Here is an 11,763-nt window from a genome sequence, read left to right as displayed (position 1 = left end):
GAGGAGCCCGAGAACCGCAAGCCGCCGCCCACATGTCCCTTCATCTTAACCTACAATGTCAAAGAGCCGACAAAAATACCGACACTCGCATAACCTCTCCATCAGAAGAAGCTTGCAGCATCTGGTTTTTTGCGACCGTCGCAGAAGCCGTGAGGCACTCCGCTGCGGTGACACCCCTCTAGGGCCACCTCCCGATACCGTCAAACGCTTTTTTACAGTTTCAGGTCACTTTTCGGAAAATTCAAAGCTCGCACGCTCAGTGGCGCCTATCATCCCCTCCCGGCATGCGGTGACGACCATCTCGTCCCTAAGTCGCCCGTGCGAATGATCGCCGAACCGAGGCGAGCTCGCTGCTCATATGCGGAAGGTATGTGTGGGCGACATCTGGATTGCCGAACCTCCACGACGGCTGACGCTCCAAAAGACGCGTTTGCCTCGGCGAGGTATTCCAAGAAGCGACGGCGTTGCCGCGGTACGATCAGGTCGCTGGGTGATCCTGGATGAGCGCATCGAACGCCTTGATCGAAAGCGGGGTTCGGAATTTGCAGCCGGCGGTGAAATCGTCCGCCCACATGACGTCGGCAACGATCTGGCCGATCTGTGGCAGGTTGAGCCAGATGCTCGTGCCACGCTTGAGCGCCGAATAGGTCTGGAGCCGCGCACCGTTGACCGAAATATCGACGACCCTGCACAAAGCGCGGCGCGTCTTGCCGATACTGGCATCGAGGGCGATCGGGGCACGGGGCGAACCGCGGCGGCTCGTGCGCTCTGCGGGTTCGAAGTCGGCGGCGAACATGGCGTCCTCGTCCTTGCGAGTCCTGATATGGCTTGCGTTCACAAGCCTATCCGCCGGCACCTAACGAGGTATTAAAAAGAACCCCCAAAACGAGTTAAATCAAACTCATTCCGGGGGTTACTGGATGTTACTTGCGGAGCGTGAGACCGCCACCGAAACGCTTGTTGAAACGCGCGACCTGGCCGCCGGTGTCGAGCATCGTGCCGCGGCCGCCGGTCCATGCCGGATGCGCGAGCGGATCGATCTCGAGCGTCATCACGTCGCCTTCCTTACCCCAGGTGGTGCGAGTCTGGTACTTGCTGCCATCGGTCATCTGGACGGTGATCATGTGGTAATCGGGGTGCGTATCGGCCTTCATGGGAATTCTCCGTATGTGGCTGGTTCCGACCAGCCTGAAAAGGAAGGCGCGCCCGTACACGGACGCGCCCTATTTTACAAGATTGCCAGGCTAGAGCCCCGACTTCGGGCTCAGGCCTTGGGCGGATCGGCGATCATCGCCGTGAAGTTCGCCTCGGCCACCAGCTGCCCGTCGACCAGCGCACGACCGGCGAACTTGCACACCGAGCTGCGCTTCTGGACGAACGTCACTTCGAGCTTGAGCAACACGCCCGGCTCGACCGGCTTGCGGAACTTCGCACCGTCGATCGCCATGAAATAAACGAGCTTGCCCGACCCTGCGAGACCCAGCGACTCGACCGCAAGGATCCCCGCCGCCTGCGCCATCGCCTCGACGATCAGCACGCCCGGCATGATCGGGCGTCCAGGGAAATGTCCCTGAAAAAACTGCTCGTTCATCGACACCGCCTTGATCGCGGTGATCGATGTGTCGAGGATCAGATCCTCGACACGATCGACCAGCAGCAACGGATAGCGATGCGGCAGCGCAGCCATGACCCGCCCGATATCGAGCGGGCCCAGACCGGTCTTCGCTATTTCAGTCACAGTTTCAGTCACGAGCTGACCTTAGCGACCCTGCGGCGTGCGCGTTGCGGCAGGCGCGCGACCTGCTGAAGCCGGAGCGGCACCCTGTTGCTGGCCACCCTGCTGGTTCGGCTGCCAGTTTGCCGGCACTGCGGTGCTGACGGTCGGCACGAGACGATCGAGCTCGGTCGTGATCGCCGCGGTGATGTCGGCGGTCGGCTGCGCGAACAGAGCTGCTTCGGGGCGCAGCAACAGACTGACGTTCTTGGCACGAACGGCTGCGGTCACGGCGTCGCTGAGCTTCGCCTGAATCTGCTCGATCGCGTATTGCTGTGCACGCTGGGCAGGCTGCGTCAGGCGGGCGAGTTCCTGGTTCGCCGCGTTCTCACGCGTCTGGATCGCCTGAGCCTGCGGGCGCAGCGTCGCTTCGGTCGCGCCGGGCGCACGCTGTGCGGTCTGGAACGCGGTGACCAGCGGCTGGAGCTCGCGGGCCACGGCCTGACGACGAGTCTCGGCCTGGTCGAGCTGGGCCTTGTAGGTCGTCTCGATCTGGGCGCGCGCGGCGTTCCAGGCCTTCGAGTTGGCGATCGCACCCTGCGCGTCGGCGACGGCGATGCCCGAAACTTGTGCATCGGCAGCGGTCGCGGTCATGGCGGCCGGCGCGACGAGCGCTGCGGCGAGGAGAAGCGTCTTGAACGTCGTCATCAGAACTGTGTCCCTACGTTGAAAGTAATAAGCTTCGGGTCGTCGCCCTTCTGCGTGAGCAGAGCCTTGGCGAGATCGATACGGAGCGGGCCGAACGGCGAGTTCCAGTTGACGCCGATACCCACCGACAGACGCGGCTTGGCCGAGTTGCCGAGGAAGGTTTCTTGGAACGGCGCAGTACCTGGTATCACGGTATTAGTCTCGGTCCCGACGCAGCTTGCACCGGTAGCGCCCGGCGTCGCCGAATAGCCGGTCTGGCAGGTCGTCTGACGTATGGACGGCGAGGTCGCGCCTGCTGCCGTGAACACGTTGTTATACAAAATGTTGTTCGCCGCATCCCGCGCAGGAAGCGGCTGGAAAACCTTGTTGCCGTTGTTATCGAGCGTGAACGGGAACTCTGCGGTCGGCAACGGCTTCTTGATGCCGAAAAGACTGCCGACCTGGGCGTATATCGATGGACGCAGGCCCAGCTCGCGCGCGCCCGAACCCAACGGGATCTCGATCTCCGCACGCGCCAGATAATAGGCACGGCCACCCAGCGCATCGTCTTGGATCTGGTCGCGCGAGGTCTGGACAGTCTGCGTGCCGTCTGCATTGTTGATGTACGGCGCACGCAAAACGCGCGGACCGACGCCGCGGATATCGAAACCCCGAAACTGCGGTTCGCCCAGATAAAAGCGATCGGTGATGCGGACTGGATCGACGCCAGGACCGGTGCTGCTTTGCAGCGGGTGGATGTAGCCACCTTCCGCAATGATAGAACCAATGAAGCCGCTGCCAAGGTTGGCGTATTTGGAACCCTCGAAACGAGTTCGGATATACTTAACGTCGCCGCCGAGTCCGGCGAAATCTTGGCTGAATGAGAAACGCGAGCCGGCGGTAGGACGCAGGCGACTGTTCAACGTATCGCGGATCAGCGAATAGCCGACCGACGACGTCCACCGGTTACCGATTGCCTCGCAAAGATAGCGCCCTGCTGCCAAGAAGTTGCAGGAGCCGTTGGGATTCAGGAACTGGTTGTCGAGGCTGACCTCGTCGTACGAAAGACCATAGCGCGCCGACAACGACCAGAATTCGGTCAACGGGACACCGGCACGAAGCTGGAAGCCGGTCGAGACCTGCGAATAGTTGGTTTGGCGATCGTTGCCGTTGAAACTGAACGAGTTATAATCGCGGCGGAAGATGTCGCCGCCGATCGCGATGTTCTTGTCGAACAGATACGGCTCGGTGAAGCCTAGTTCGATCGACTTCGAATAGCTCGAATAGTTGACGCCGGCGCGCAGCTCCTGGCCCTTGCCGCGGAAGTTGCGCTGCGTGATGTTCGCCTGGATGATGAAGCGCTCGAGGCTCGAATAGCCTGCCGACAGCTGGAGTTCGCCGGTCGACTTCTCTTCGAGGTTGGTCTCGAGGATGACGCGATCGGGTGCCGAACCCGGCAGCTGCTTGATCTCCATCTTGTCCTGGAAATAGCCCAGCGAGTTGATGCGATCCTGCGAACGCTTCACCTGGAAGCTGTTGAACGCGTCGCCCTCGGCCAGACGGATCTCGCGGCGGACGACCTTGTCCTGCGTCTGCGTGTTGCCGTTGATCTCGATCCGCTCGACATAAGTCCGCTTGGCTTCGGCGATGTTGAAGTTGATCCCCATCGTCAGCGTCTCGGCGTCCTTGGCGAACTCCGGGTTCACCTCGGTAAACGCGTAACCGAACAGGCCAGCGGTCTGGCTGAGGTTGTCGACCGAATCCTCGACTAGCTTGGCGTTGTACCAATCGCCCTTCTTGAGCGGCAGGCTAGCTGCGAGCTTGGTATTATCGAAGTCGCGGATCTGGCTATCGACGGTGACGTCGCCGAACTTGTAGCGCTTGCCCTCCTCCACCACGTACGTGATGATGAAGTCCTTCTTGTCCGGCGTCAGCTCGGCCACGGCGGAGGTCACACGGAAATCCGCATAGCCCTGCGTCAGGTAGAACTGGCGGAGCTTCTGCTGATCGTACGACAGGCGATCCTGATCGTAGCTGGTCGCCGACGAGAGCAGGCGGAACAGGCGCGACTGCTTGGTGGCCATCTGGCCGCGGATCTGGTCGTCGGAGAACACCTCGTTGCCGAGGATGTTGATCTGGCGAACCTTCGACTTCGGGCCCTCGCTAACCTCGAACACGACATCGACGCGGTTTTGGTCGAGATTGACCATCTTCGGATCGATCACCGCGGCAAAACGGCCCTGGCGACGATAGAGCTCGATGATCCGTGCGATATCCTGGCGAACCGCGGTGCGCGTGAAGATCTGGCGTGGCGCGAGCTTGATCTCTTTCGTGATCTTGTCGGTCTTGAGCGCCTTGTTGCCCTCGATGATCACCCGGTTGATGATCGGGTTCTCGCGCACGCGCAGGACGATGTTGCCGTCCGCGACGCCCGAGATCGAATAATCGGCGAACAGGTCGCTCGCCTGCAGATCCTTCAGCGCCTGATCGAGCGTCTCTGCCGTGTACGGAACGCCGACGCGCAGCTTCGTGTACGACAGCACCGTCTCGGGCTCGATCCGCTGCGAACCTTCGACTCGCAAAGTCTTGATCGTGGTGACGGATACAGGAGCAGCGACGGGCGTTACACCATTAGACGCTCCGGCAACCGGATTGCGAACCGGGGCGGGCGTAGACGTCGCGACAGGCGCCGTCTGCGCGAACGCGGGAACGCCCGACAGGATCGTACCTGCCATAAGCAGGGCGCCCTTACGCGCGAAATCGTAACCGTTGATCGCTGTCACCAAACCCACCTTAAAAACGTGCACATACAAGGCGCGCCCGCCCTGCCCTATCGTCGTCAGCCGATCAAGCCGGCCAAGTTCTTCCACAGTCCGAAATTACCGAGATCGTTGAAGGTCACGAGCAGCATCAGCGCAAGGATCGCCGCCAGTCCGCCGCGAAACGCCCATTCCTGGACTTCCGGCTCGACGGGGCGCCGACGCACTGCTTCGATCGCATAGAAGAACAAGTGGCCACCATCCAGCATCGGCACTGGCAGCAGGTTGATGAACCCCAGATTGATCGAGACCAGGGCGATCAGGAAGACATAGGCGTCGAGGCCGAGCGACATCTGCTCGCCCGACACCTTGGCGATGCTGAGTGGTCCGCCGAGTTCCTTCACCGAGCGGCGACCGGTGATGACCTGCCCTAGCGTCTCGACCATCATCGAGACGATCTCGCCGGTGCGCTTTACCGCGACGACCGGCGCCTCGATCAGGCTGACGGGAACGATGACGGGCTTGCTGCCGGCGATGCCGAGGCGACCGATTCGATATTCGTTGCCGAAGCGATCGCGCTGCAGTTCGGTGCCGATGACGATGTCGCGCGACAGCGTCCGGTCGCCGCGGACCGCGTCGATCCGGGTCCGCTCACCAGCGCGGATGCGGGCATAGCGCGCCATGTCGTCGAACGTCTCGACCGATCGGCCGCCGATGCCGGTGATCCGATCGCCCGCCTGAAGACCGGCAGCTGCGGCCGCGCTGCCTGGAACGGTGCCGCCCACGATCGGCGGCATGCGGATGTCGCCGTATGCGAACGCGAAGCCGGCGAGGATCAGGATCGCGACGACGAAATTGACGACCGGGCCGGCTGCGACGACGATCGCGCGCTGCCATACCGGCTTCGACTGGAACGTACGCTGGCGCTCTTCGGCGGGGAGCGAAAGCCACTCGGCCGACGGCTGGCTGGCTGGGTTCATATCCCCTGCGAACTTCACGTAACCACCGAGCGGGAGCCACCCGAACTTCCACCGCGTGCCGCGCTTGTCGGTAAAACCCGCGATCTCGTGGCCGAAGCCGATCGCGAAGGCATCCGCCTTGATCCCGAAAAAGCGCCCGGCGAGGTAATGTCCCATCTCGTGCACGAACACGAGGGGGCCGATCACCGCGGCGAACGACAATATGGTCAGCAGGACACCGGGTGTTTCGATCAAACCGCGTAATCCTTCACACGCTCGCCGGCCAAGATCCGCGCCTCGGCATCGATCGCCAGCACGGCATCGACGCTGTCCGGCACGGCCGGGTCATAACACGACGACGTATGTTCGACGATTGCGGCAATTTCGAGGAAGCCGATACGTCGTTGCAGGAATGCCTCGACCGCTACCTCGTTGGCGGCGTTGAGAATTGCGGGTCGTGCGCCACCTGCGTCAAGCGCCTCGCGGGCCAATCGCAGAGCGGGAAAGCGGACCGGATCGGGCGCCTCGAAGTCGAGTCGGCCGATCGCGACGAGGTCGAGCGGGGCCATCGGTGTCGCCATCCGGTCCGGCCACGCGAGCGTATGCGCGATCGGCGTCCGCATGTCGGGTGGCCCGAGCTGCGCGAGCACCGACCCGTCGACATGATCGACGAGGCTGTGGATCACCGACTGCGGATGGATGACGATCTCGATCCGGTCGTGCGCAATCGGGAACAGCCGCGCGGCCTCGATCAGTTCGAGGCCCTTGTTCATGCAGGTCGCCGAATCGACCGAGATCTTAGCTCCCATCGACCAGTTGGGATGCTTGACCGCCTGCTCAAGCGTCACGCCGCGCATCTGCTCGGTCGTCCAGTCGCGGAACGGTCCGCCGCTGCACGTCAGGATGATCCGGCGGACACGTTCGGGCCGAGTCGCATCGAAGCATTGAAAGATCGCGTTGTGCTCGGAATCGGCTGGTAACAGCGTCGCGCCGGTCCGCTTGGCCGCGGCGAGGATCACGTCACCGGCGGAAACCAGCGGCTCCTTGTTGGCGATCACGACCGTGCCGCCTTGTTCGATCGCCGCCATCACCGGCTTCAATCCGGCGCAGCCGACGATCGCGCCCATCGTCCAGTCGGCACCAGACGACGCCGCCTCAGCGATAGCCTCGCCCCCCCCGCCCGAGCGAATCCCCGTGCCGGCCAGCGCCTCACGCAACGCCGGCAGGCACTTTTCGTCGGCGACTACCGCAAACTCAGCCTGGGTCCGGATCGCGGCCGCGGCGAGCTTAGTGACGTCGCAATTGGCGGTCAGCGCGACGACGCGGAAGCGGTCGGGTTCACGCTCGATAAGGTCGAGCGTCGAGGTCCCGACCGAGCCGGTCGCGCCCAGGATCGTGACGGTCTTCATGCGTAGAAATATGGCAAGATGACGAGGAGCGCCGCGACTGGCGCGACCGGGACCAGACCGTCGAGGCGATCCATCACGCCGCCATGTCCGGGCAGGATGTTGCCGCTGTCCTTCACGCCTGCCACTCTCTTCAACCAACTCTCGTAGAGATCACCCATCTGCGCGAGCACGGCGAGCACGGGTGTCGCCAGCGTCATCCGCATCGGCAGGCCGTATTGCGTGTGCAGCACCGCCCCGACCGCACTCGCCAGCACGACGCCACCGATCAGCCCCGACCATGTCTTGTTCGGGCTGATCACCGGCGCAAGCTTGGGTCCGCCCAGCGTGCGCCCAGTAAAGAACGCGCCGATATCGCACGCCCACACCAGCGACAGCGCCCACAGCGTAAAGAGGATTCCCTCGTCCTGCCGCCGGATGATCATCAGCGCGAAGACGGGGAGACCGCAATAGATGACGCCCAGCGCCAGCTTGGGTTTGCGCGTCGTGATGACGACGAAGAACGCCGCCCCCACAAGCAGCCCTAGCGTGAAGAAATCATGGATGACGAGGATCAGCGACGCGGGGGCCATGAGCGCGAGCGGCACCGACAATGCGAACTGCGTCATCCGCTTGGTCTTGGCGTCGGCGCCCTGGAGCATCGACCATTCCGCCATCATGAACAGCGCGGCGACCACGCCTAGCACCCAGAACGCAATCCCGCCGAACGTCAGCGCAAGGCTGGCCACCGCGATCATGCCGACGCTGGCGATCATGCGGAGCTGGAGATTGGACGGCGTGCGCAATGCCTGATCGGGCGCCTTTTCAGGGTCGGTGAGGTTCACAGACCACCGTAGCGGCGCTGACGCTGACCAAACGCCGCGACAGCATCGGCGAGCGCGGCCGCATCAAAGTCGGGCCAGAGCGTGTCGACGAACAGCAGTTCCGCATACGCCGCTTGCCACAACAGGAAGTTCGAAAGACGCTGCTCGCCCGACGTCCGGATCATCAGGTCCAGCGGCGGGAGGTCGTGCGTATCGAGTTCGGCTTCGATCGTCGCCTCGTCGATGCTCGCCGGATCCAGCGCACCGTCGCGCGCCCGCTCCGCCAGACGCCGCGCGGCCGTCACCAACTCGGCATGCGCGCCGTAATTCAGCGCGATCGCCAAAATCGGCCCGGTATTCCCAGCGGTCCGCGCGATCGCATCGTCGACCATCGCCACCAGATCCGGCGAAAAGCTGTGGTAATCACCGATCACGCGCAGCCGGACGTTCTCGCGCGCGAGTTCGTCGAGGTCGCTGCGGATGAAATGCCGCAGCAGCCCCATCAGGTCGCTAACCTCTTCGGCCGGACGCCGCCAGTTCTCGGACGAAAACGCGTACAGCGTCAGCGCCTCGATCCCCATCGCCCGCGCGGCGCGCGTCACTTTGCGCACGGCTTCGACGCCAGCCTTGTGCCCGGCGAAGCGCGGCAGGAACCGCTTCTTCGCCCAGCGGCCATTGCCGTCCATGATGATCGCGACATGACGCGGCACCGCCCCGCCTGCAGGAACGGCGCCCACAGGAACAGCAGCGAGCGGCGCGGCCGAGGAGGCCTGCAATCTCACTTGCCCAGGATTTCCTTTTCCTTGGCGGTCGCAGTCGCATCGAGCTCGGCGATGATGCTGTCGGTCAGCTTCTGGACTTCGGTCTCGTGACGCTTGCGCTCGTCCTCGCCGAACACGCCCTTCTTCTCGTCGACCTTGAGCGAATCCATGCCGTCGCGGCGGACGTTGCGGACCGCGATGCGGGCCTTCTCGGCATACTGGCCGGCAAGCTTGGCGAGTTCCTTGCGGCGCTCCTCGGTCAGGTCAGGAATCGGCAGGCGCAGCGTCTGGCCGTCGACGATCGGGTTGAGCCCGAGGCCCGCCGAGCGGATCGCCTTGTCGGTCGGGCCGACGTTCGACTTGTCCCAGACCTGCACCGACAGCATCCGCGGCTCTGGCGCCGACACGGTCGCGACCTGGTTCAGCGGCATCGACGACCCGTACACCGTCACCATCACCGGATCGAGCAGCGCGGTCGACGCGCGACCGGTACGCAGGCCTGCGAGATCGCTCTTCAGCGCTTCGACGGCACCCGCCATGCGGCGTTCGAGGTCGGTCTTGTCGTATGCGGCCATCTTAAAGCTCCTGCTCGTTCTGGACGATCGTCGACACGCCATCACCCGCCAGCACCGCGGCGAGATTGCCGGGTTCGCGGATGTTGAAGACAACGATCGGGATGTTGTTGTCGCGGCACAGCGCGATCGCGCTCGCGTCCATGACCTTGAGGTCGTCGGACAGCACGCGGCTGTACGTGACCGTTTCGTAGCGCACCGCGTCCGGGTGCGTCTTCGGGTCGGCGTTATAGACGCCGTCGACCGAAGTGCCCTTGAACAGCGCATCGCACTTCATCTCGGCAGCACGCAGCGCGGCGCCCGAATCGGTGGTGAAATAGGGGCTGCCGACGCCCGCCGCGAAGATCACGACGCGGCCCTTCTCCAGGTGACGCTCGGCGCGACGGCGGATGAACGGCTCGCACACCGACGCCATCGGGATCGCCGACTGGACGCGCGTGTCGACGCCGATCTGCTCGAGCGCGTTCTGCACGGCCAGCGCATTCATCACGGTCGCGAGCATGCCCATGTAATCGCCGGTCGCGCGGTCCATCCCGCGTGCCGCGCCCGCCATGCCGCGGAAGATGTTGCCACCACCGACGACGATGCAGATCTCGTAGCCCTTCGCCTTGATGTCCGCGATCTCCTGCGCGACGCGCGCGGTGACGGTCGGATCGATCGAAAGACCCGATGGCCCCATCAGGACTTCGCCCGACAGTTTCAGCAGGATACGGTTGTAGCGCGGAGGCGTCATAAATCTCGAATTGTGATTGGCGGGGCGGCGCGGACCTTAGGCGGCGAGGCCCGGGATGTGAAGCGCTGTGCGGCGCGTGCATTGAAACTGGATGGAGATGAGACGGAAAATTCTCGTTTGCGGAAGAGCGCGTATCGGAGATTACCGTCATTCCCGCGGAGGCGGGAACCCATATGGGCTGGCGTCTCGGTAGATCACCAGGTCCGGAATGTATGGATCCCCGCCTTTGCGGGGATTACGGAGCAGCACCAAGGCTGCCCCGCTATCCTTCTCCCCTCGGGGAGAAGGTGGCCCGGCAGGGCCGGATGAGGGAGCGTGAGGTTCGAGACCTCACCACTCCCCTCACCCTTCCCACCGCAAGCGCGGCGGGCCCCTTCCCTCTCCCCGGAGGGGCGAGGGAGGAAGTCGGCTTATGCCTGGGGCACGCCTGATGCAGCAGCAACCTCGGCTGCGAAGTCGGACTGCTCCTTCTCGATGCCCTCGCCGAGCTGGAAGCGGACATAGTCCACCAGCTTGATCTCGGCGCCGGCATCCTTGCCGGCTTTGGCGACGACGTCGGAGATCTTGGTCTTGCCGTCCATCACGAACAGCTGGCTGACCAGGGCGTGCTCCTTGCGGTACTTGGCGATGCCGCCCTCGACCATCTTGGCGATGATGTCGGCAGGCTTGCCCGACTCGGCAGCCTTCTCGGTCGCGATCGCGCGCTCGCGCTCGATCTCGGACTCGTCGAGGTCGGCTTCGTTGAGCGCCTTGGGGAACGCGGCTGCGATGTGCATCGCGAGCTGCTTGCCGAGTGCCTGGAGAACCTCGTCCGAAGCCTCCGACTCAAGCGCGACGAGCACGCCGATCTTGCCGAGGCCGGGGGCTGCTGCATTGTGGATGTACGGAACGACCGCACCCTTGCTGACTTCCAGCGTGCGCGAGCGGCGCAGCGACTGGTTCTCGCCGATCGTCGCGACGTTGTTCGTCAGGACTTCCTCGACGGTCTTGCCCGATGGCATCGCCTGCGACTTCAGCGCCTCGATGTCGCCACCCGTTGCAAGCGCGATCTGCGTGACGTCACGGACGAACGACTGAAACTGGTCGTTCTTCGCGACGAAATCGGTCTCCGAGTTCACTTCGACCGCTGCGCCCTTGGTGCCCGACACGGCGACGCCGACCAGGCCCTCGGCCGCGGTACGGCTGGACTTCTTGGCGGCGGCTGCGAGCCCCTTGGTACGCAGCCAGTCCATTGCCTGCTCCATGTCGCCGGCGTTCTCGCTCAGCGCCTTCTTGCAATCCATCATGCCCGCGCCGCTCTTCTCGCGCAGATCCTTGACCATCGCTGCCGTGATATCGGCCATGTCTCTAATCCTTTTTAGGTCTGAAT

At 63.7% G+C, this 11,763-nt stretch carries 12 protein-coding genes; all 12 read right to left on the bottom strand.

The window, feature by feature from the left end:
* Positions 1-478: 478 nt before the first annotated feature.
* The 12 genes from C8J45_RS11220 to tsf all read right to left on the bottom strand — a co-directional run bounded on the left by C8J45_RS11220 (position 479) and on the right by tsf (position 11,737).
* Positions 479-796: a PilZ domain-containing protein gene (locus C8J45_RS11220; RefSeq protein ID WP_107963317.1), complete on the bottom strand. Its 318-nt coding sequence runs from the start codon at positions 794-796 to the stop codon at positions 479-481.
* Positions 797-923: 127 nt separating this feature from the next.
* Positions 924-1,154 carry a 50S ribosomal protein L31 gene (rpmE, locus tag C8J45_RS11215; protein ID WP_055880673.1) on the bottom strand — a complete coding sequence of 77 codons (231 nt, stop codon included), beginning with the start codon at positions 1,152-1,154 and terminating at the stop codon, positions 924-926.
* Between the two features lie 110 nt (positions 1,155-1,264).
* On the bottom strand, positions 1,265-1,750 hold the full coding sequence (fabZ, locus tag C8J45_RS11210; RefSeq protein WP_374956442.1) for a 3-hydroxyacyl-ACP dehydratase FabZ: 486 nt from the start codon (positions 1,748-1,750) through the stop codon (positions 1,265-1,267).
* Positions 1,751-1,759: 9 nt separating this feature from the next.
* Positions 1,760-2,422, bottom strand: coding sequence for an OmpH family outer membrane protein (locus C8J45_RS11205; protein ID WP_107963271.1), 663 nt, complete (start codon positions 2,420-2,422; stop codon positions 1,760-1,762).
* Positions 2,422-5,136 (bottom strand): outer membrane protein assembly factor BamA, encoded by a 2,715-nt coding sequence (gene bamA, locus C8J45_RS11200; protein WP_107963315.1) that lies wholly within the window; start codon positions 5,134-5,136, stop codon positions 2,422-2,424. Before bamA ends, C8J45_RS11205 begins: the two co-directional genes overlap by 1 nt.
* Before the next feature lie 104 nt (positions 5,137-5,240).
* The gene (gene rseP, locus C8J45_RS11195; protein ID WP_107963270.1) at positions 5,241-6,374 is read right to left on the bottom strand and encodes an RIP metalloprotease RseP; all 1,134 of its coding nucleotides are present in this window, start codon (positions 6,372-6,374) and stop codon (positions 5,241-5,243) included.
* On the bottom strand, positions 6,371-7,528 hold the full coding sequence (locus C8J45_RS11190) for a 1-deoxy-D-xylulose-5-phosphate reductoisomerase (RefSeq protein ID WP_107963269.1): 1,158 nt from the start codon (positions 7,526-7,528) through the stop codon (positions 6,371-6,373). The genes rseP and C8J45_RS11190 overlap by 4 nt, the downstream gene beginning before the upstream one ends.
* Complete coding sequence (locus C8J45_RS11185) at positions 7,525-8,280, bottom strand: phosphatidate cytidylyltransferase (RefSeq protein WP_107963314.1); 756 nt, start codon at positions 8,278-8,280, stop codon at positions 7,525-7,527. The genes C8J45_RS11190 and C8J45_RS11185 overlap by 4 nt, the downstream gene beginning before the upstream one ends.
* A gap of 65 nt (positions 8,281-8,345) precedes the next feature.
* Positions 8,346-9,065: an isoprenyl transferase gene (locus C8J45_RS11180; RefSeq protein WP_258191410.1), complete on the bottom strand. Its 720-nt coding sequence runs from the start codon at positions 9,063-9,065 to the stop codon at positions 8,346-8,348.
* Positions 9,066-9,106: 41 nt separating this feature from the next.
* Positions 9,107-9,664 (bottom strand): ribosome recycling factor, encoded by a 558-nt coding sequence (frr, locus tag C8J45_RS11175; protein ID WP_056055952.1) that lies wholly within the window; start codon positions 9,662-9,664, stop codon positions 9,107-9,109.
* A gap of 1 nt (position 9,665) precedes the next feature.
* Positions 9,666-10,394 (bottom strand): UMP kinase, encoded by a 729-nt coding sequence (gene pyrH / locus C8J45_RS11170; protein WP_056066004.1) that lies wholly within the window; start codon positions 10,392-10,394, stop codon positions 9,666-9,668.
* Between the two features lie 410 nt (positions 10,395-10,804).
* A complete protein-coding gene (tsf, locus tag C8J45_RS11165; RefSeq protein ID WP_056055945.1) occupies positions 10,805-11,737 on the bottom strand; it encodes a translation elongation factor Ts in 933 nt (310 codons plus the stop codon).
* Positions 11,738-11,763 lie beyond the last annotated feature (26 nt).

It is taken from the genome of Sphingomonas sp. PP-CE-3G-477, from assembly GCF_003050745.1.
Lineage (GTDB): Bacteria > Pseudomonadota > Alphaproteobacteria > Sphingomonadales > Sphingomonadaceae > Sphingomonas.
Note: the sequence above shows the minus strand (reverse complement) of the source record. Positions and strands in the feature narration are given on the sequence as shown.